The sequence below is a fragment of the Exiguobacterium aurantiacum DSM 6208 genome, assembly GCF_000702585.1.
GTDB lineage: Bacteria > Bacillota > Bacilli > Exiguobacteriales > Exiguobacteriaceae > Exiguobacterium > Exiguobacterium aurantiacum.
Genome location: NZ_JNIQ01000001.1, coordinates 587,793 through 607,560 on the forward strand (window position 1 = coordinate 587,793; position 19,768 = coordinate 607,560).

Here is a 19,768-nt window from a genome sequence, read left to right on the forward strand (position 1 = left end):
AATTCGCTTGGAACTGCCGCGTTTGCCGCTTTTTAGACGCGGAAAAAGAGCGACATTCAATGACAATGTTCGATTATTACGCCCGAAAAATTCGCTAAAGAATTGGGGGTCTGCGAGGTGAATCAGTTGACTGGTCAACTTGTTCAGTACGGTCGTCACCGTCAGAGAAGAAGCTTTGCCCGTATCAGTGAGGTATTAGAGCTTCCGAATTTGATTGAAATTCAAACTGCTTCTTATGAGTGGTTCTTACGTGAAGGATTGAAAGAGATGTTCACGGACATTTCGCCAATCTCTGACTTCACAGGAAACCTCGTACTCGAGTTCATCGACTACTCGCTCAGCGAGCCGAAGTATTCGATCGATGAATCGAAGGAGCGAGACGTTACTTACTCTGCGCCACTTCGCGTAAAAGTACGTCTGCAAAACAAAGAGACAGGTGAACTTAAAGAGCAAGAAGTGTTCATGGGGGATTTCCCGCTCATGACAGAATCGGGAACGTTTATCATTAACGGCGCCGAGCGCGTCATCGTTTCCCAGCTTGTTCGTTCGCCGAGCGTTTATTACAACTCGAAACTCGATAAGAATGGTAAGCGTGGTTTCGGCGCGACAGTCATCCCGAACCGTGGTGCATGGCTCGAGCTTGAAACAGATGCCAAAGATATCGTGTATGTCCGTATCGACCGTACCCGTAAAATCCCGGTAACGGTGTTGTTGCGTGCGCTCGGATTCGGCACGGACCAAGAAATTATCGACCTTTTAGGCGACGACGAATATCTTCGTAACACCCTTGAAAAAGATAACACCGAGTCGACGGAAAAAGCGTTGATCGAGATTTATGAGCGTCTCCGCCCTGGTGAACCACCAACGGTTGAAAACGCGAAATCACTTCTCGTCTCACGTTTCTTCGACCCGAAACGCTATGACCTCGCAAACGTTGGTCGCTATAAGATGAACAAAAAGCTTCATCTAAAGAATCGCTTGTTCGGACAAAAGTTGGCGGAACCACTCGTCGACCCGGAAACAGGTGAAGTGATCGCCGAAGCCGGCACTGTGCTCGACCGTCGTAACCTCGACCGTGTCCTCCCTTACTTGGAGAACGGCCTTGGCTACATGGACGCGGAACCTACGGGTGGCGTCGCGGAAGGCGAGCCGTTCGGCCTTCAATCGATCAAAGTCATCTCACCGGATGACCCAGATGGAGAGCGTGTCTTGAACATTATCGGTAACGGCAATATCGACCGCAGCGTGAAACACATCACACCGGCCGATATCATCGCATCGATCAACTACTTCTTCAACTTACTTCACGAAGTCGGAACAACAGATGACATCGACCACTTAGGAAACCGTCGTCTTCGTTCAGTCGGAGAACTTCTCCAAAACCAATTCCGTATCGGACTTTCTCGTATGGAACGTGTCGTAAAAGAACGGATGTCGATTCAAGATCAAAACGCGATCACACCGCAGGCGCTTATTAACATTCGCCCGGTTATCGCATCGCTGAAAGAGTTCTTCGGTAGCTCGCAGTTGTCACAGTTCATGGACCAAACGAACCCGCTCGCGGAATTGACGCACAAGCGTCGTCTCTCTGCACTTGGGCCGGGTGGTTTGACACGTGAGCGCGCCGGCTTCGAAGTTCGAGACGTTCACTATTCGCACTACGGTCGGATGTGTCCGATCGAAACGCCGGAAGGACCGAACATCGGTCTCATCAACTCGCTTTCGTCTTATGCGAAAGTGAACGAGTACGGCTTCATCGAAGCACCGTACCGTCGCGTTGACCCGGAAACTGGTCTCGTCACAGGCGAGATTCAATATATGACGGCGGACGAAGAAGATCTCTACGTCGTCGCCCAGGCGAACATGCCGCTCACTGAAGACGGTCACTTTGCCGACGAGCAAGTCCTTTGCCGCTTCCGCGGACAAAACTTGTCAGTCGAGCCGAGCCGAGTTGACTACATGGACGTTTCGCCGAAACAGGTTGTTTCTGCCGCAACGGCATGTATCCCGTTCCTTGAGAACGATGACTCGAACCGTGCCCTCATGGGAGCGAACATGCAACGTCAAGCTGTACCACTTCTTCAACCAGACTCGCCGATCATCGGTACTGGTATGGAGTACGTGTCAGCGAAAGACTCTGGGGCCGCGATCATCGCGAAATACCCGGGTGTCGTCGAGCGTGTCACAGCTCGTGAAATTTTGGTCCGCCGCACGTCTGACGTGAACGGATCAATGGTTTCAGGTGACCTTGACCGCTACAAACTTCAAAAGTACGTTCGTTCAAACCAAGGGACGTGCTACAACCAAAAGCCGATCATCGCTGCTGGTGACCAAGTCGAAAAAGGAGAAATCCTTGCAGACGGTCCATCGATGGATATGGGTGAGCTCGCGCTCGGCCGTAACGTCGTTGTCGCCTTCATGACTTGGGACGGTTACAACTATGAGGATGCGATCATCATGAGTGAGCGCCTCGTGAAAGACGACGTCTACACTTCGATTCATATCGAAGAGTACGAGTCAGAGTCACGAGACACGAAACTCGGACCTGAAGAAATCACGCGTGACATTCCGAACGTCGGTGATGACGCGCTTCGCAACTTGGACGATCGTGGGATCATCCGCATCGGTGCGGAAGTCAAGGATGGCGACATCCTCGTCGGTAAAGTAACGCCTAAAGGTGTGACTGAATTGACGGCGGAAGAGCGTCTCTTGCACGCGATCTTCGGTGAGAAAGCACGTGAAGTCCGTGATACGTCACTCCGTGTACCTAACGGCGGCGACGGCATCATCTTGGACGTCAAAGTGTTCGACCGTGAAAACGGTGACGAACTCTCACCAGGCGTGAACCAAATGGTTCGTGTCTATATCGTTCAGAAACGTAAGATTCACGAAGGAGATAAGATGGCGGGACGTCACGGTAACAAAGGTGTTATCTCGCGCATCCTCCCTGAAGAAGATATGCCATATATGCCAGACGGCACACCGATTGACATCATGCTTAACCCACTCGGTGTACCATCGCGTATGAACATCGGTCAGGTACTTGAACTCCACCTTGGAATGGCGGCTAAAAAGCTCGGCATCAAAGTGGCGACACCTGTATTCGATGGTGCGCGTGAGGAAGACGTATGGGCAACGATTGAAGAAGCCGGAATGGACAAAGATGCCAAGACTCGTCTCTATGACGGTCGTACTGGTGAACCGTTCGATAACCGCGTCTCTGTCGGTGTCATGTACATGATCAAACTCGCGCACATGGTTGATGACAAGCTTCACGCACGTTCGACAGGACCTTACTCGCTCGTCACGCAACAACCGCTCGGTGGTAAAGCACAGTTCGGTGGTCAGCGCTTCGGTGAGATGGAAGTTTGGGCCCTTGAAGCGTACGGCGCAGCCTACACGCTTCAAGAAATCTTGACAATCAAGTCGGATGACACGGTCGGTCGCGTGAAAGCGTACGAAGCGATCGTGAAAGGCGAGAGCGTTCCGAAAGCGGGCGTTCCTGAATCATTCCGCGTCTTGATCAAAGAGCTTCAAGCGCTCGGTATGGAAGTCAAGATGATGTCTGCGGACGATGAAGAAGTCGAAATGAAAGATGAAGATGACGACAACATCCCGAACGCAACATCGGCGTTAGAACAAGTCGTTCAACCGACTGTTACGGAAGAGGAATAAGGCGAAAAGGGAGGTCGGCCCCTTGGTAGATGTTAATCGATTTGAATATATGAAAATCGGCTTGGCTTCACCGGAAAAGATCCGTTCGTGGTCTTACGGGGAAGTCAAAAAGCCGGAAACAATCAACTATCGTACACTTAAACCAGAGAAGGACGGATTGTTCTGTGAACGAATCTTCGGTCCGACGAAAGACTGGGAATGTTACTGTGGGAAATACAAACGAATCCGTTATAAAGGAGTCATTTGTGACCGCTGTGGCGTTGAAGTGACGAAAGCGAAAGTGCGTCGCGAGCGTATGGGCCATATCGAGCTCGCGGCACCAGTTTCGCATATCTGGTACTTTAAAGGGATTCCAAGCCGGATGGGGCTTGTGCTCGATATGTCACCACGTGCGCTCGAAGAAGTGATTTACTTCGCGTCGTACGTCGTGACCGAGCCAGGTGACACACCGCTCGAGAAGAAGCAACTCCTCTCGGAAAAAGAGTTCCGTCTCTACCGTGAGAAATACGGTAGCGACTTCAAAGCAGACATGGGTGCGGAAGCGATTCGGACACTCCTTCAAGACGTACAACTCGAGAAGGAAGTCGGAGAACTTCGCGAAGAATTGAAGACGGTTCAAGGTCAACGTCGTACACGTGCGATCAAACGCCTTGAAGTGCTCGATGCGTTCTTCACATCGGGGAATGATCCAGATTGGATGATCCTCGAAGTGCTTCCTGTCATTCCGCCAGAGCTTCGCCCGATGGTGCAGCTCGACGGTGGACGCTTCGCAACATCTGACTTGAACGATTTATATCGTCGAGTCATCAACCGTAACAACCGTCTCAAACGTTTGCTCGACCTCGGCGCGCCGAACATCATCGTGCAAAACGAGAAGCGTATGCTTCAAGAAGCGGTTGACGCCCTCATCGACAACGGTCGTCGTGGTCGTCCGGTAACCGGTCCAGGTAACCGTCCACTTAAGTCGCTTTCACATATGTTGAAAGGGAAACAAGGCCGTTTCCGTCAAAACCTTCTCGGTAAGCGGGTCGACTATTCAGGACGTTCGGTTATCGTCGTTGGACCAAACTTGAAGATGTTCCAATGTGGCCTCCCGAAAGAGATGGCGCTTGAACTCTTCAAACCGTTCGTGATGAAAGAACTCGTCGGTCGCGGCATCGCGTCGAACATCAAGAACGCCAAACGCAAAATTGAGAAGATGCAACCAGAAATCTGGGGCGTCCTCGAAGATGTCATCCGTGAGCACCCGGTTCTCTTGAACCGTGCCCCGACACTTCACCGTCTCGGGATTCAAGCGTTCGAACCGATCCTCGTCGAGGGCCGTGCGATTCGTCTACACCCACTCGTTTGTACGGCTTATAACGCCGACTTCGATGGTGACCAAATGGCGGTCCACGTCCCACTTTCAGCTGAAGCGCAAGCAGAAGCACGTCTTCTCATGCTCGCAGCCCAAAACATTTTGAACCCGAAAGATGGAAAACCGGTCGTTACACCATCGCAGGATATGGTCCTCGGTAACTACTACATCTCGCTTGAACGCGACGATGCCATCGGTCAAGGGAAAATCATGTCGAACGTCAATGAAGCGCTCATCGCGTATCAAAACGGTTACGTCCACTTGCACTCGCGTGTGGCGGTTCCGGCGCGTACGCTCAACAACCCGACGTTCACTGACGAACAAAATGAGAAATTGTTGATCACAACGGTCGGTAAGATGATCTTCAACGAGATCTTGCCGAACACGTTCCCATACTTGAACGAGCCGACGATGGAAAACTTACAGGAAGCAACGCCTGACAAGTATTTCATCGACAAAGGAGCGAACGTTGCGGAAGAAATCGCCGCTCGTCCACTCGTCGAGCCGTTCAAAAAAGGATTCCTTGGAAAAGTCATCGCGGAAGTGTTCCAGAAGTTTGAAACGACTGAAACGAGCCGCATGCTTGACCGGATGAAAGATCTCGGATTCAAACACTCGACTAAAGCGGGTGTGACGGTCGGTATCTCAGATATCATCGTTCTTCCGGATAAACAAGAAATCCTTGATGAAGCGCAAACTCAAGTCGACCAAATCATGAAATCGTTCCGCCGTGGTCTCATCACTGAAGATGAGCGCTATGAGCGTGTCGTCCGGTCGTGGAACGAAGCGAAAGATGAGATTCAGTCACGATTGATGAAATCCCTCAACCGCTTGAACCCGATCTTCATGATGTCAGACTCAGGTGCCCGTGGTAACGCGTCCAACTTCACGCAGCTCGCAGGGATGCGTGGTTTGATGGCCGCTCCATCTGGCCGCATCATCGAACTTCCGATCAAATCGTCGTTCCGTGAAGGTCTGACGGTTCAAGAGTACTTCATCTCGACGCACGGTGCGCGTAAAGGTCTTGCTGATACAGCCCTTAAGACGGCTGACTCAGGTTACTTGACGCGTCGTCTCGTCGACGTTGCCCAAGATGTCATCATCCGTGAAGAAGATTGTGGAACGGACCGCGGGATTCGCGTCGCCGCCCTCCGCGAAGGTACGGAAGAAATCGAAAACTTGTATGACCGCCTCGTCGGCCGTACAGCGTTCGAGACAGTGGCACATCCGGAAACGGGAGAAGTCATGGTCGAGAAGAACCAACTCATCACCGAAGATCTTGCCCGCGAAATCGTCGATGCCGGCATCGAACGAGTTGAAATCCGTACTGCCTTTACATGTAACACGTCACACGGCGTATGTAAGAAGTGTTACGGACGCAACTTGGCGACCGGTTCGAACGTTGAAGTTGGGGAAGCAGTCGGAATCATCGCCGCGCAATCGATCGGTGAGCCAGGAACGCAGCTTACGATGCGTACCTTCCACACAGGTGGGGTAGCCGGAGATGATATCACACAAGGTCTTCCGCGTATCCAAGAAGTATTCGAGGCCCGTAACCCGAAAGGGCAAGCGGTCATCTCGGAAATTCCGGGTACGGTCATCGACTTCACAGAGTCACGCGACAAGCGCGAACTCACAGTCGAAGGACTCAGCGAGACACGTACGTACACGATTCCGTTCGGAGCACGTCTCCGTGTCCAAATCGGTGATACGGTCGAAGCTGGGGAAGTCTTCACGGAAGGTTCGATCGATCCGAAAGAATTGCTCACCGTCCGTGGTGTATCTGGTGTCCAGAACTATCTTCTCCAAGAAGTTCAAAAAGTATACCGGATGCAAGGGGTAGAAATCGGCGACAAACACGTCGAAGTCATGGTTCGCCAAATGCTTCGCCGCGTCAAAGTCATCGAGTCGGGTGACACGCCGCTTCTCCCAGGTTCGCTCGTCGACATCAGCGTCTTCAAGGAAGCATGTAAAGTTGCACTCCGCGAAGGCAAGAGCCCGGCGACGGCCAAACCGGTCCTTCTCGGAATCACGAAAGCGTCGCTTGAGACAGATTCGTTCCTCTCGGCCGCTTCGTTCCAAGAAACGACTCGCGTGTTGACAGACGCTGCCATCAAAGGCAAGCGTGACTATCTCCTCGGCCTCAAGGAGAACGTCATCATCGGTAAGCTCGTTCCTGCTGGTACAGGGATGCCGGTTTACCGCGATGTTCAACTTAAAGAGGACGCGGCAGAAGTCGCTCTCGAAGACACGACAGTAGAATAAAACGTCTTGACAGCATTGGTTGGCGGTGCTACTATGATTTAGTGCCGCCAATCGGTTGTTGTCGTAGACAACGGTGTCCAGCAGTCGGCAAGCTACTTGGACGTCACCCGATCTTTCCTACAGAAAGATTTGGCTGCTATCTTTGCCACTTTCAAGGTATAACTCACGTTTTTGCGAGGTCATGGAATGCCTACGCCTCGTAAAAGCGTTTCGTTATGACCTTAAATGAACCACCCGGGTCGGTGGGTCTAGAAAATAGCACAATTCAGGAAGGGAGGATCTTCAAAGATGCCTACTATCAACCAGTTAGTCCGTAAAGGACGTAAATCGAAAGTCGTCAAATCTGACTCTCCAGCACTTAACAAAGGTTACAACAGTTTCATCAAGTCACAAACAAACGTGAGCTCACCACAAAAACGTGGTGTTTGTACACGTGTTGGTACAATGACTCCGAAGAAACCGAACTCGGCGTTACGTAAGTATGCTCGTGTTCGTTTGACTAACCAAATCGAAGTGACTGCGTACATCCCAGGTATTGGCCACAACCTTCAAGAGCACAGCGTTGTTCTTATCCGTGGAGGACGTGTAAAAGACTTACCAGGGGTACGTTACCACATCGTTCGTGGTGCGCTTGACACTGCAGGTGTTGACGGACGTATGCAAGGCCGTTCGAAATACGGTACGAAACGTCCGAAAGCTGCGAAGAAGTAATTCTCGCCAACTAAACTACAACTACTGAAATTTTGAAAGGAGGGTACTCGGATGCGTAAAAACCGTGCAGAACGTCGTGACGTTATCGCAGATCCGATCTACAACTCGAAATTGGTAACTCGCCTCATTAACCGTGTCATGTTAGACGGTAAAAAAGGTACAGCTCAAACTATCATTTACAACGCATTTGGTCTCATCGCTGAACGCTCAGGCAAAGAGCCTATGGAAGTGTTCGAAGAAGCAATGAACAACATCATGCCTGTACTTGAAGTTAAAGCTCGCCGTGTTGGTGGAGCAAACTACCAAGTTCCTGTTGAAGTTCGTCCAGAGCGCCGTACGACACTTGGTCTTCGTTACCTCGTGAACTACGCTCGTCTCCGCAACGAGAAGACGATGGAGCAACGTATCGCGAATGAAATCATGGATGCAGCCAATAACACTGGTGCTTCAGTTAAGAAACGCGAAGACATGCATAAGATGGCAGAAGCGAACAAAGCGTTTGCTCACTATCGTTGGTAATTTAAACGTAAAGACCACTCCACGTCACCAAGCGGTGGCTTAATGGAGTGGCTTTCGGGTATAATCATATCGTGTGCCAGCACACGAAAAACACATGCGGAAGGAGAATACCCAGTATGGCAAGAGAATTCTCCCTAAAGAATACTCGTAACATCGGGATCATGGCACACATCGATGCCGGTAAAACGACAACGACTGAACGTATTCTTTATTACACAGGTCGTATCCATAAAATTGGTGAAACTCATGAAGGAGCTTCACAAATGGACTGGATGGAGCAGGAGCAAGAGCGTGGAATCACGATCACTTCTGCTGCGACGACTGCACAGTGGAATGGCCACCGTGTTAACATCATCGATACACCTGGACACGTAGACTTCACAGTTGAAGTTGAACGTTCACTCCGTGTACTCGATGGCGCAGTTGCAGTACTTGACGCTCAGTCAGGTGTTGAACCACAAACAGAAACTGTATGGCGTCAAGCGACGACTTACGGTGTTCCACGTGTCGTATTCGTCAACAAGATGGATAAGATCGGTGCGGACTTCTTGTACTCGGTAAAAACACTTCACGAGCGTTTGCACGCAAATGCACACCCAATCCAACTTCCAATCGGTGCGGAAGACGAATTCAAAGGAATCGTCGACCTCGTCGAAATGAAGACGTACATGTACTCGAACGACCTCGGTACTGACATCGAAGTAATCGATGGCTTCCCAGCTGACATGGCTGATGAAGCTGAAGAACTTCGCGGTCAATTGATCGAAGCGGTCGCGGACTACAACGAAGAGTTGATGATGAAATACCTCGAAGGCGAAGAGATCTCAATCGAAGAACTCAAAGCTGGTATTCGTAAAGCAACGCTCAGCGTAGAATTCTACCCTGTACTCGTCGGTTCGGCCTTCAAAAACAAAGGTGTTCAATTGATGTTGGACGCTGTTGTTGATTACCTCCCGTCACCAGTTGACGTTGAGTCAATCAAAGGTGTTAACCTCGACACAGAAGAAGAAATCACGCGTGAACCTTCGGACGACGCACCGTTCTCGGCACTCGCGTTCAAAGTCATGACTGACCCTTACGTCGGTAAATTGACATTCTTCCGTGTGTACTCTGGTACAGCATCTGCTGGTTCGTATGTGAAGAACTCGACTAAAGGGAAGCGTGAGCGCCTCGGTCGTATCCTTCAAATGCACGCGAACAGCCGTGAAGAGATCCCAATGGTATACGCTGGTGACATCGCCGCTGCCGTTGGTCTTAAAGATACAACGACTGGTGATACGCTTTGCTCAGAGAAAGACAACGTCGTTCTCGAGTCAATGACATTCCCAGAACCGGTTATCTCGGTCGCAATCGAGCCTAAATCGAAAGCAGACCAAGACAAGATGGGTCAAGCCCTCGCGAAACTCGCAGAAGAGGATCCAACTTTCCGCACTGAAACAAACCAAGAGACTGGTCAAACGATCATCTCTGGTATGGGTGAGCTTCACCTTGATATCCTCGTTGACCGTATGCGTCGCGAGTTCAAAGTAGAAGCAAACGTCGGTGCACCACAAGTTGCTTACCGTGAGACAATCCGTGGCGCTGCGAAGATCGATTCGAAATTCGTACGTCAATCAGGTGGACGCGGTCAGTACGGTCACGTTGTCGTAGAATTCGAGCCGAACGAAGAAGGCGCTGGATTCGCATTCGAGAACAAGATCGTCGGTGGTGTCGTACCACGTGAATACGTCCCAGCTGTTCAAAACGGGATTGAAGAAGCACTCGAAAACGGTATCCTCGCTGGTTACCCAGTAGTTGACGTTAAAGCTGCCCTCGTCTTCGGATCGTACCACGATGTCGACTCGAACGAGATGGCGTTTAAAGTTGCTGCTTCGATGGCGGTTAAACAACTTAAGGAACAAGCGAAAGCTGTTATTCTTGAGCCAATGATGCGTGTTGAAGTCGTTATCCCAGAAGAATACTTGGGAGACATCATGGGTGACGTCACGTCACGCCGTGGACGCGTAGAAGGTATGGAAGCACGCGGTAACGCGCAAGTCGTTAAAGCGATGGTTCCACTTTCGGAAATGTTCGGATATGCAACGTCACTCCGTTCACGTACACAAGGACGTGGAACGTACTCGATGCACTTCGACCACTACGAAGAAGTACCGAAGTCAATTGCTGAAGAAATCATCAAAAAAGCGAACGGCTAATAACGGTTGTAACGCTGAATTGATTGTTGTAAGCTAAGGAGGACGTATGTTAAAAGTAGCCTACGTCTTCCTAGTTAAATAAAAAACTAATTGTCTAATAGAGGAGGAATCTAGAATGGGTAAAGAAAAATTCGACCGTTCTAAACCGCACGTTAACGTTGGTACTATCGGCCACGTCGACCACGGTAAAACAACTTTGACTGCAGCGATCTCAGCTGTACTTTCAAAAGCACAAGGTAAAGCAGCTACAAAGTTTGACCAAATCGATGGTGCTCCTGAAGAGCGTGAGCGCGGTATCACAATCGCAACTGCTCACATCGAGTACGAAACTGAGAAACGCCACTATGCACACGTTGACTGCCCAGGTCACGCTGACTATGTTAAAAACATGATCACTGGTGCTGCACAAATGGACGGCGCGATCCTCGTTGTTTCTGCAACTGATGGCCCAATGCCACAAACACGTGAGCACATCCTTCTTTCACGTCAAGTAGGTGTTCCTTTCATCGTCGTATTCATGAACAAAGTTGACATGGTCGACGACGAAGAACTCCTCGAGCTCGTTGAGATGGAAATCCGTGAACTTCTTTCTGAGTACGACTTCCCAGGCGACGACCTTCCAGTAATCAAAGGTTCAGCACTTGGCGCGCTTAACGGCGAAGCTCAGTGGGAAGAAAAAATCATGGAACTCATGAACGCTGTTGATGAGTACATCCCTGAGCCAGTTCGTGACACGGACAAAGACTTCATGATGCCAGTTGAGGACGTATTCTCAATCACTGGTCGCGGTACTGTAGCGACTGGTCGTGTTGAGCGTGGTGTTCTCCGCGTCAACGACGAAGTTGAAATCGTTGGTCTTACAGAAGAAACTAAGAAAACTGTATGTACTGGTGTAGAGATGTTCCGTAAGCTTCTCGACTACGCTGAAGCTGGCGACAACATCGGTGCTCTTCTCCGTGGTGTATCACGTGAAGACATCGAGCGTGGACAAGTACTTGCTAAGCCAGGTACAATCACACCGCACTCTAAATTCAAAGCTTCAATCTACGTTCTTTCTAAAGAAGAGGGTGGCCGTCACACGCCATTCTTCGCGAACTACCGTCCGCAGTTCTACTTCCGTACAACTGACGTAACAGGTATCGTTCACCTTCCAGAAGGTACTGAAATGGTAATGCCAGGAGACAACATCGAGTTGACGATCGAATTGATTTCTACAATCGCGATCGAAGACGGAACACGTTTCTCAATCCGTGAGGGTGGCCGTACTGTAGGTGCTGGTTCTGTAACAGAAATCATCGAGTAATCGGTGACGTAAGCAGTCCGCTTTATGCGGACTGCTTTTTTTATTTGCGTTATACATCGTGTTAAAATGGGACATATTGCAGAAGGAAGGAGTGAAGGCGATGATTGCGAAACTCGAAGCGCTCTGTCGATTGAACGGAATCGCATGTCGGATCGGAGGTTCTACTTTGCTCCAACAGTACGGGCTAGTCGAAACGGCGAACGACTTGGACGTCTTTGTTGAACCAGATCAATTTGAACGATTGGACAACGTGCTGAGCCGTGTCGGGGAGAAGCTTGACACAAAACCGGATCCGGATTATATGACGACTTATTTTGGAGAGTATGTGTTCGAAGGCGTGGAGATCGATGTGATGGCAAGTTTTCGAATGAAGTGCACCGACGGGATTTATACGCATCCTTTCATTGAACCGAGAGCCGGATGGATGCGACTAGAAGAGTGGGTCGTCCTTTACAGCGTGATGGGACGAAAAGAAAAAGTGGATTTACTGCATGACTACTTCCAGACAGCCGAGTTAGACGAAACGGTGCTCCAAACTTGCTTGAAACGGGCGCCAGCCTCAGTTGTTGAGAGTGTGATGACGCGCTTCCGTGACCTGATGAAACGCTAGGCGGAGTTGGCACGAGGGTTCGGTTCGAAAATAGTTCAACAAAAGAAGGAAAATAGCTTGCAAAAGGTCAGGAATCTTGTTACATTAGTGAACGTTGAATAACTCATCAGACATCCGGCGCGTTCAAGAAAATCAAATCTTGCAATTCATTTGCAGATTCGATATAATGATTAAGTGTTTGTGCGAGTGGTGAGAGACTTTACAGCAGAAAACGGGTCCAATCGTTGATTTGCAATGATCGGATACTTCTGCTGACACAAGCACGCTGCGATGAAGCGGGAGGTTATGACACGCCAGGCAGCTTTGCCATGGCCGGTGTGGAAATTTCCGCGGAGAACTGTCTATTTTTAAAATAGGCGACAAAGGAGGGAAACTTACATGGCAAATGAAAAAATCCGTATTCGTTTAAAAGCATACGACCATCGCGTTCTCGATCAATCAGCTGAGAAAATCGTTGAAACTGCGAAGCGTTCAGGTGCAAAGGTTTCGGGACCAATCCCGCTTCCAACTGACAAATCGATCTACACGATCCTTCGTGCGGTTCACAAGTACAAAGATGCTCGTGAGCAGTTCGAGATGCGTACACACAAACGCTTGATCGACATCGTCAACCCAACACCAAAAACGGTTGATGCGCTTATGCGCCTCGAATTACCATCAGGTGTTGACATCGAAATCAAACTTTAATTCTTCATATAGTAGATACTAGCCAGAAGAGACAATAATTATTAAACAGGAGGTGTATCTCATGGCTAAAGGAATCTTAGGAACAAAACTCGGTATGACTCAAATCTTCAACGAAGCAGGCGAAGTCGTACCAGTAACAGTAGTTGCTGTCGAAGGAAACGTCGTGCTTCAACTTAAAACAGTTGAAACAGACGGTTACGAAGCAGTTCAACTCGGTTTCAGCGACGTGAAAGAATCACGTCAAAACAAACCGGCAAAAGGTCACGCTGCGAAAGCAAACGCGACACCTAAGCGCTTCATCAAAGAGATTCGTACTTCAGTAGAAGGATACGAAATCGGTCAAGAGATCAAGGCGGACATTTTCGCTGCAGGTGAATTAGTAGACGTTACAGGTACTTCAAAAGGTAAAGGATTCCAAGGTGCGATCAAGCGTCACGGACAATCACGTGGACCAATGGCTCACGGTTCGCGCTACCACCGTCGTCCTGGTTCGATGGGTCCTGTAGCTCCTAACCGCGTATTCAAAGGGAAACTTCTTCCTGGTCAAATGGGCGGAGAGCGTAAAACGATTCAAAACCTTGAAGTTGTTAAAGTTGACGTGGAACGTGGCCTTGTACTCGTTAAAGGCGCAATCCCAGGCGCTCGCAAGTCGAACGTCATCATCAAAACAGCGGTAAAAGGTAACTAATTAACTGCACGGAAAGGAGGAATTACGAATGCCTAAAGTAGCTTTGCTTAACCAAACAGGTTCACAAGTTGGCGAAATCGAATTGGCAGAAGCCATCTTCGGTATCGAGCCAAACGAATCAGTACTTTATGACGCGATCGTCATGCAACAAGCATCACGCCGTCAAGGTACTCACGATACGAAAGGTCGCTCGGAAGTACGCGGTGGCGGCCGTAAACCATGGAAACAAAAGGGAACTGGTCGTGCGCGCCAAGGTTCGATCCGCTCACCACAATGGGTTGGTGGTGGAACAGTCTTCGGTCCAACTCCACGTTCATACTCTTACAAGCTTCCTAAGAAAGTTCGTCGTCTTGCACTTCTCTCGGCTTTGTCGACAAAAGTACAAAACAACGAAATGATCGTCCTCGAAGGCCTTGCTTTCGATGCACCAAAAACAAAAGATATGGCTGCTGTACTTAACAGCCTTTCAGTAGAACGTAAGGCTCTTGTAGTCACAGCGGACTACAATGAGACTATCGCTCTCGCAGCTCGTAACATCCCAGGAGTGACTGTGATCGAAGCAGCAGGCGTGAACGTTCTTGACCTCGTTGCTAACGACAAAGTCATCTTCACTAAAGATGCGGTTGCGAAGGTAGAGGAGGTGCTTGCATAATGGCTCAAGCATACGATATCATCAAACGCCCGATCATCACTGAACGTTCAGTTAGCCTCATGGAAGCTAACAAATACGTTTTCGAGATCGAAGTTAAAGCGACTAAATCGCAAGTGAAACACGCTATCGAAACAATCTTCAACGTGAAAGTTGCTTCGGTAAACACAATGAACATGAAACCGAAAGCGAAACGTGTCGGTCGTCACTCTGGTTACACATCGCGTCGTAAGAAAGCGATCGTAACTCTTGCTGAAGGCAACACAATCGACTTCCTCGGTTAATTGATTACTTTACAAGAAAAGGAGGGAATCCTCGATGGCAATTAAAAAGTTTAAGCCGACCACTAACGGTCGCCGTAATATGACATCTCTCGACTTTGCAGAGATCACTACGAATCGCCCTGAAAAATCGTTAACTGAAAAGCTTTCGAAAAAAGGCGGACGTAACAACCAAGGTCGTTTGACTGTACGTCACCAAGGTGGCGGACACAAACGTAAATACCGTATCATCGATTTCAAACGTAACAAAGATGGCATCGTCGGACGCGTAGCAACGATCGAGTACGATCCAAACCGTTCAGCGAACATCGCCCTCATCAACTATGCAGATGGTGAGAAACGTTACATTCTCGCTCCTAAAGGGATCAAAGTAGGCATGGAAATCATGGCTGGCCCAGAAGCGGATATCAAAGTAGGGAACGCGTTGCCACTCGCAAACATCCCTGTCGGTACTACTATCCACAACATCGAGCTTAAGCCTGGTAAAGGCGGTCAGCTTGTTCGTGCGGCTGGTGCATCGGCACAAATCCAAGGACGTGACGGCAAGTACGTCATCGTTCGTCTTCAGTCAGGTGAATCACGCTTGTTCCTCGGCACTTGCCGCGCGACAATCGGTTCAGTTGGTAACGAAGAACACGAACTCGTAAACATCGGTAAAGCAGGACGTTCACGTTGGTTAGGCAAACGCCCAACAGTACGTGGTTCTGTAATGAACCCGGTTGATCACCCACACGGTGGTGGTGAAGGTCGTGCGCCAATCGGTCGTTCGGGCCCACTTACTCCTTGGGGTAAACCAGCTCTTGGTCTTAAAACACGTAAGAAAAACAAATCGAGCGACATGTACATCCTTCGTCGCCGTAAGAAATAATCACTACATGATTCTCGGGCGGTTCGAAAGAGCCGTTCCCGAATCATTCCAAAGGGAGGTTCTATCATGGGTCGCAGCTTGAAAAAAGGTCCATTCGCAGATCACCATTTGCTCGCTAAAGTTGATAAACTCAACGAATCTGGTGAAAAGCAAGTTATTAAAACTTGGTCACGTCGCTCGACGATCTTCCCAGAATTCATGGGTCACACGTTCGGTGTACACGATGGTCGTAAACACGTACCAGTATTCGTGACAGAAGACATGGTTGGTCACAAACTTGGTGAGTTCGCTCCAACACGCACGTACAAAGGTCACGGATCAGACAAGAAAACGAAACGGTAATTTGAGGGGAGGTCAAATCCATGCAAGCTAAAGCATCAGCTAATATGGTCCGTCTTGCTCCTCGCAAAGCACGTCTCGTTGTAGACTTAATTCGCGGGAAACAAGTCGGCGAAGCGCTCTCTGTCCTTGCTCACACGAACAAGGCAGCGTCGCCAGTCGTTGAAAAAGTATTGAAGTCGGCGATTGCAAACGCAGAGCACAACTACGATATGAACATTGAGAACCTTGTTGTCACAGAAGCTTTTGTCAACGAAGGTCCAACACTCAAACGCTTCCGCCCACGTGCGATGGGTCGCGCAAGCCGTATTAACAAACGCACAAGCCACATCCACATCGTGGTAACTGAAAAATAAGGAGGGATATGTAGTGGGTCAAAAGGTAAATCCGCACGGTCTTCGCGTTGGTATTATCAAAGACTGGGATTCGCGTTGGTACGCTGAGAAAGACTACGCAGATCTCCTTCATGAAGACTTCGTTATTCGTGAATACATCGAAAACAAAATGAAGGATGCTAGTGTTTCTAAAGTAGAAATCGAGCGCGCTGCAAATCGCGTGAACATTTCGCTTCACACTGCGAAGCCAGGTATGGTTATCGGTAAAGGTGGTTCGGAAATCGAGTCACTCCGTAAAAACATCACGAAACTTGCAGAAGGCAAACGTGTTCACATCAACGTTGTTGAAGTGAAAAACGCGGACGCTGTTGCAAAACTCGTTGCTGAAAACATCGCTCGTCAATTGGAAGGTCGCGTATCTTTCCGTCGTGCAATGAAGCAATCAATCCAACGTTCGATGCGTACAGGCATCAAAGGGATCAAAACAGAAGTTTCTGGTCGTCTTGGTGGCGCTGATATCGCTCGTTCAGAGAAGTACTCGGAAGGAACAGTTCCACTTCACACACTCCGTGCCGACATCGACTACGGAACAGCTGAAGCAGACACAACTTATGGTAAGATCGGAATTAAAGTCTGGTTGTACCATGGTGAAGTTCTTCCAACTAAAAACAACACAGCGAAAAACGCTGAATAATAAACACTCTTTCAGGAAGGAGGCAACACACTATGTTGTTACCTAAACGCGTGAAATATCGTCGTGTACACCGTGGTAAAATGCGCGGGAATGCAAAACGCGGCACAACAGTACATTTCGGTGAATTCGGTCTCCAAGCTCTCGAAGCGAGCTGGATCACAAACCGTCAAATCGAATCAGCACGTATCGCAATGACACGTTATATGAAACGTGGTGGTAAAGTGTGGATCAAGATCTTCCCACACAAGCCATACACGAAAAAGCCTCTCGAAGTCCGAATGGGTTCGGGTAAAGGTGCTCCAGAAGGCTGGGTAGCTGTAGTTAAGCCTGGCAAAGTAATGTTCGAAATCGCAGGTGTATCTGAGGAAGTGGCACGTGAGGCGCTTCGTCTTGCATCGCACAAACTTCCAGTCAAATGTAAGTTCGTGAAACGTGAAGAAAATGGTGGTGATACGAATGAAAGCAACTGATCTCCGTCAATCAACAACTGAAGAGCTCAACGGTAAAGTAGGCGAGTGGAAAGAAGAACTCTTTAACCTTCGTTTCCAATTAGCTACAGGTCAGCTTGAGAATCCTGCTCGTATCCGTGAAGTACGCAAGTCGATTGCGCGTGCTAAAACGATTCTTCGTGAACGCGAACTCGGCATCAACAACGGCTAATCTAATCGGATTCTTGAAGAGGAGGTAACACTCATGGAACGCAATCAGCGTAAAGTGCTCACTGGACGCGTCGTGTCTGACAAAATGGACAAAACGATCGTCGTTGCAGTTGAAACAAAAGTACGTCATAAGCTTTATGGTAAACGTGTGAACAGCACGAACAAATTTAAAGCGCATGATGAGAACAATGTCGCTAAGGTTGGCGATATCGTACGCATCGCGGAAACACGTCCACTTTCGAAAGACAAACGTTTCCGTCTCGTAACAGTAATCGAAGAATCAGTAATCATCTAATAACAGTTCGGATCTATAAACATCCGGAGGGAGGTACACTCGCATGATTCAACAAGAATCTCGCTTGAAAGTAGCAGACAACTCTGGCGCGCGTGAACTGTTGACAATTAAAGTCCTCGGTGGTTCAGGTCGTAAGACTGCCAACATCGGTGACATCATCGTCGCGACGGTAAAACAAGCAACACCAGGTGGCGTTGTTAAAAAAGGTGACGTTGTCAGAGCAGTTGTCGTTCGTACAAAACGCGGCGCTCGTCGTAAAGATGGTTCGTACATCCGTTTCGATGAGAACGCAGCAGTCATCATCAAAGATGACAAGAGCCCACGCGGCACACGGATCTTCGGGCCAGTTGCACGTGAACTTCGTGAAAAAGAATTCATGAAGATCGTTTCGTTGGCACCGGAAGTACTTTAATTTCCAATTTCAATCCTATAAGGAGGTGCGCAAACGATGCATGTTAAAAAAGGCGATACAGTCCAGGTAATGTCTGGTAAAGATAAAGGCAAGCAAGGGGTTATCCTCAAAGCGATGCCAAGCAAGAACCGCGTAGTCGTAGAAGGTATCAACGTGATTAAAAAACACTCGAAACCATCACAAGCGAATCCACAAGGCGGTATCCTTGAAATCGAAGCACCAATTCACGTCTCGAACGTCATGCCACTCGACCCGAAAACGGGCAAACCAACTCGTGTTGGTTTCAAAGTAGTCGATGGTAAAAAAGTTCGTGTCGCGAAATCGGGCGAAGTACTCGATAAATAAGAAGAACGTGACGAAAGGAGGTCCATTCGACTATGAACCGTTTGCAAGAGAAGTATAAAAGCGACATCGTGAAAGCGATGATGGATAAATTCAACTATGACTCAGTCATGCAAGTACCGAAGGTCGACAAGATCGTCATCAACATGGGTGTAGGTGACGCTGTTTCGAACTCGAAAGCACTTGATATGGCAGTGGAAGAATTATCAATTCTTTCTGGTCAAAAACCACTCGTAACGAAGGCTAAGAAATCAATCGCTGGTTTCAAACTTCGTGAAGGCATGCCAATCGGTGCGAAAGTAACTCTTCGTGGCGAGCGCATGTACGATTTCCTCGACAAATTGGTAACTGTTTCACTTCCACGTGTACGTGACTTCCGCGGTGTATCGAAGAAAGCATTCGACGGACGCGGTAACTACACGCTTGGCGTGAAAGAGCAACTTATTTTCCCTGAGATCGATTACGATAAAGTCTCTAAAGTACGTGGTATGGATATCGTTGTTGTTACAACAGCGAACACAGACGAAGAAGCACGTGAATTGCTCACACTTCTCGGAATGCCATTCCAAAAATAATCTAAAGGGAGGTCGACAACATGGCTAAAAAGTCAATGGTGAATCGCGAAATCAAACGCGAGAAACTCGTTGCCCAGTACGCTGAGAAACGTGCACAATTGAAAGCTGAAGGCGATTATATCGGACTCAGCAAATTGCCACGTAACTCGTCACCTGTTCGCTTGCACAACCGTTGCAGCATCACAGGTCGTCCACATGGTTACATGGGTAAATTCGGGATCAGCCGTATCAAGTTCCGTGATCTTGCATACAAAGGTCAAATCCCTGGTGTTAAAAAAGCAAGCTGGTAATCCACTAACAGTGTGAAAG

At 48.9% G+C, this 19,768-nt stretch carries 22 protein-coding genes; all 22 read left to right on the plus strand.

Going from position 1 to position 19,768, the window contains the following annotated elements:
- Nucleotides 1-126: 126 nt before the first annotated feature.
- The 22 genes from rpoB to rpsN all read left to right on the plus strand — a co-directional run bounded on the left by rpoB (nt 127) and on the right by rpsN (nt 19,749).
- Nucleotides 127-3,675 (plus strand): DNA-directed RNA polymerase subunit beta, encoded by a 3,549-nt coding sequence (rpoB, locus tag P398_RS0103210; RefSeq protein ID WP_029334046.1) that lies wholly within the window; start codon nt 127-129, stop codon nt 3,673-3,675.
- Between the two features lie 22 nt (nt 3,676-3,697).
- Complete coding sequence (gene rpoC, locus P398_RS0103215) at nt 3,698-7,297, plus strand: DNA-directed RNA polymerase subunit beta' (protein ID WP_029334047.1); 3,600 nt, start codon at nt 3,698-3,700, stop codon at nt 7,295-7,297.
- A 288-nt stretch (nt 7,298-7,585) separates the two neighbouring features.
- Complete coding sequence (gene rpsL / locus P398_RS0103220) at nt 7,586-8,008, plus strand: 30S ribosomal protein S12 (RefSeq protein WP_012727683.1); 423 nt, start codon at nt 7,586-7,588, stop codon at nt 8,006-8,008.
- 51 nt (nt 8,009-8,059) lie between these two features.
- Nucleotides 8,060-8,527, plus strand: a complete 468-nt coding sequence (rpsG, locus tag P398_RS0103225; protein WP_021066600.1) for a 30S ribosomal protein S7 — start codon at nt 8,060-8,062, stop codon at nt 8,525-8,527.
- 116 nt (nt 8,528-8,643) lie between these two features.
- Nucleotides 8,644-10,722 (plus strand): elongation factor G, encoded by a 2,079-nt coding sequence (gene fusA / locus P398_RS0103230; RefSeq protein WP_024372179.1) that lies wholly within the window; start codon nt 8,644-8,646, stop codon nt 10,720-10,722.
- 115 nt (nt 10,723-10,837) lie between these two features.
- Entirely contained in the window at nt 10,838-12,025 is a 1,188-nt protein-coding gene (gene tuf / locus P398_RS0103235) for an elongation factor Tu (RefSeq protein WP_024372180.1), read from the plus strand.
- A 100-nt stretch (nt 12,026-12,125) separates the two neighbouring features.
- Entirely contained in the window at nt 12,126-12,635 is a 510-nt protein-coding gene (locus P398_RS16315; RefSeq protein WP_051638856.1) for a nucleotidyltransferase family protein, read from the plus strand.
- A 378-nt stretch (nt 12,636-13,013) separates the two neighbouring features.
- Nucleotides 13,014-13,322 carry a 30S ribosomal protein S10 gene (gene rpsJ / locus P398_RS0103245; protein WP_016508894.1) on the plus strand — a complete coding sequence of 103 codons (309 nt, stop codon included), beginning with the start codon at nt 13,014-13,016 and terminating at the stop codon, nt 13,320-13,322.
- Nucleotides 13,323-13,383: 61 nt separating this feature from the next.
- The gene (gene rplC, locus P398_RS0103250; protein ID WP_024372182.1) at nt 13,384-14,010 is read left to right on the plus strand and encodes a 50S ribosomal protein L3; all 627 of its coding nucleotides are present in this window, start codon (nt 13,384-13,386) and stop codon (nt 14,008-14,010) included.
- A gap of 28 nt (nt 14,011-14,038) precedes the next feature.
- Complete coding sequence (rplD, locus tag P398_RS0103255; protein WP_024372183.1) at nt 14,039-14,662, plus strand: 50S ribosomal protein L4; 624 nt, start codon at nt 14,039-14,041, stop codon at nt 14,660-14,662.
- On the plus strand, nt 14,662-14,943 hold the full coding sequence (gene rplW / locus P398_RS0103260) for a 50S ribosomal protein L23 (protein WP_024372184.1): 282 nt from the start codon (nt 14,662-14,664) through the stop codon (nt 14,941-14,943). Before rplD ends, rplW begins: the two co-directional genes overlap by 1 nt.
- 34 nt (nt 14,944-14,977) lie before the next feature.
- Nucleotides 14,978-15,808, plus strand: a complete 831-nt coding sequence (gene rplB / locus P398_RS0103265) for a 50S ribosomal protein L2 (protein WP_024372185.1) — start codon at nt 14,978-14,980, stop codon at nt 15,806-15,808.
- 66 nt (nt 15,809-15,874) lie between these two features.
- The gene (gene rpsS / locus P398_RS0103270; RefSeq protein WP_012727673.1) at nt 15,875-16,150 is read left to right on the plus strand and encodes a 30S ribosomal protein S19; all 276 of its coding nucleotides are present in this window, start codon (nt 15,875-15,877) and stop codon (nt 16,148-16,150) included.
- Nucleotides 16,151-16,170: 20 nt separating this feature from the next.
- Entirely contained in the window at nt 16,171-16,503 is a 333-nt protein-coding gene (rplV, locus tag P398_RS0103275; RefSeq protein ID WP_024372186.1) for a 50S ribosomal protein L22, read from the plus strand.
- 13 nt (nt 16,504-16,516) lie between these two features.
- Complete coding sequence (rpsC, locus tag P398_RS0103280) at nt 16,517-17,176, plus strand: 30S ribosomal protein S3 (RefSeq protein WP_024372187.1); 660 nt, start codon at nt 16,517-16,519, stop codon at nt 17,174-17,176.
- A 32-nt stretch (nt 17,177-17,208) separates the two neighbouring features.
- Nucleotides 17,209-17,646 carry a 50S ribosomal protein L16 gene (rplP, locus tag P398_RS0103285; protein ID WP_012727670.1) on the plus strand — a complete coding sequence of 146 codons (438 nt, stop codon included), beginning with the start codon at nt 17,209-17,211 and terminating at the stop codon, nt 17,644-17,646.
- A complete protein-coding gene (rpmC, locus tag P398_RS0103290) occupies nt 17,633-17,836 on the plus strand; it encodes a 50S ribosomal protein L29 (protein WP_012727669.1) in 204 nt (67 codons plus the stop codon). The genes rplP and rpmC overlap by 14 nt, the downstream gene beginning before the upstream one ends.
- 33 nt (nt 17,837-17,869) lie before the next feature.
- Nucleotides 17,870-18,130, plus strand: coding sequence for a 30S ribosomal protein S17 (gene rpsQ, locus P398_RS0103295; RefSeq protein WP_024372188.1), 261 nt, complete (start codon nt 17,870-17,872; stop codon nt 18,128-18,130).
- A 43-nt stretch (nt 18,131-18,173) separates the two neighbouring features.
- Complete coding sequence (rplN, locus tag P398_RS0103300; RefSeq protein ID WP_012727667.1) at nt 18,174-18,542, plus strand: 50S ribosomal protein L14; 369 nt, start codon at nt 18,174-18,176, stop codon at nt 18,540-18,542.
- A 36-nt stretch (nt 18,543-18,578) separates the two neighbouring features.
- Nucleotides 18,579-18,887, plus strand: coding sequence for a 50S ribosomal protein L24 (rplX, locus tag P398_RS0103305; RefSeq protein WP_021066612.1), 309 nt, complete (start codon nt 18,579-18,581; stop codon nt 18,885-18,887).
- Nucleotides 18,888-18,919: 32 nt separating this feature from the next.
- A complete protein-coding gene (rplE, locus tag P398_RS0103310; RefSeq protein ID WP_024372189.1) occupies nt 18,920-19,459 on the plus strand; it encodes a 50S ribosomal protein L5 in 540 nt (179 codons plus the stop codon).
- Nucleotides 19,460-19,479: 20 nt separating this feature from the next.
- Complete coding sequence (gene rpsN, locus P398_RS0103315) at nt 19,480-19,749, plus strand: 30S ribosomal protein S14 (RefSeq protein ID WP_024372190.1); 270 nt, start codon at nt 19,480-19,482, stop codon at nt 19,747-19,749.
- Nucleotides 19,750-19,768: the final 19 nt, after the last annotated feature.

Bases quoted from the DNA above. Each gene is read 5' to 3' on its own strand.
- rplB (WP_024372185.1), top strand. From the start codon at position 14,978: ATGGCAATTAAAAAGTTTAAGCCGACCACTAACGGTCGCCGTAATATG.
- rpsN (WP_024372190.1), top strand. From the start codon at position 19,480: ATGGCTAAAAAGTCAATGGTGAATCGCGAAATCAAACGCGAGAAACTC.
- rplV (WP_024372186.1), top strand. From the start codon at position 16,171: ATGCAAGCTAAAGCATCAGCTAATATGGTCCGTCTTGCTCCTCGCAAA.
- rplW (WP_024372184.1), top strand. From the start codon at position 14,662: ATGGCTCAAGCATACGATATCATCAAACGCCCGATCATCACTGAACGT.
- rpsJ (WP_016508894.1), top strand. From the start codon at position 13,014: ATGGCAAATGAAAAAATCCGTATTCGTTTAAAAGCATACGACCATCGC.
- fusA (WP_024372179.1), top strand. From the start codon at position 8,644: ATGGCAAGAGAATTCTCCCTAAAGAATACTCGTAACATCGGGATCATG.
- rpsG (WP_021066600.1), top strand. From the start codon at position 8,060: ATGCGTAAAAACCGTGCAGAACGTCGTGACGTTATCGCAGATCCGATC.
- rplN (WP_012727667.1), top strand. From the start codon at position 18,174: ATGATTCAACAAGAATCTCGCTTGAAAGTAGCAGACAACTCTGGCGCG.
- tuf (WP_024372180.1), top strand. From the start codon at position 10,838: ATGGGTAAAGAAAAATTCGACCGTTCTAAACCGCACGTTAACGTTGGT.
- rplP (WP_012727670.1), top strand. From the start codon at position 17,209: ATGTTGTTACCTAAACGCGTGAAATATCGTCGTGTACACCGTGGTAAA.
- rpmC (WP_012727669.1), top strand. From the start codon at position 17,633: ATGAAAGCAACTGATCTCCGTCAATCAACAACTGAAGAGCTCAACGGT.
- rpsL (WP_012727683.1), top strand. From the start codon at position 7,586: ATGCCTACTATCAACCAGTTAGTCCGTAAAGGACGTAAATCGAAAGTC.
- rplX (WP_021066612.1), top strand. From the start codon at position 18,579: ATGCATGTTAAAAAAGGCGATACAGTCCAGGTAATGTCTGGTAAAGAT.
- rplC (WP_024372182.1), top strand. From the start codon at position 13,384: ATGGCTAAAGGAATCTTAGGAACAAAACTCGGTATGACTCAAATCTTC.
- rplD (WP_024372183.1), top strand. From the start codon at position 14,039: ATGCCTAAAGTAGCTTTGCTTAACCAAACAGGTTCACAAGTTGGCGAA.
- P398_RS16315 (WP_051638856.1), top strand. From the start codon at position 12,126: ATGATTGCGAAACTCGAAGCGCTCTGTCGATTGAACGGAATCGCATGT.
- rpsQ (WP_024372188.1), top strand. From the start codon at position 17,870: ATGGAACGCAATCAGCGTAAAGTGCTCACTGGACGCGTCGTGTCTGAC.
- rplE (WP_024372189.1), top strand. From the start codon at position 18,920: ATGAACCGTTTGCAAGAGAAGTATAAAAGCGACATCGTGAAAGCGATG.
- rpsS (WP_012727673.1), top strand. From the start codon at position 15,875: ATGGGTCGCAGCTTGAAAAAAGGTCCATTCGCAGATCACCATTTGCTC.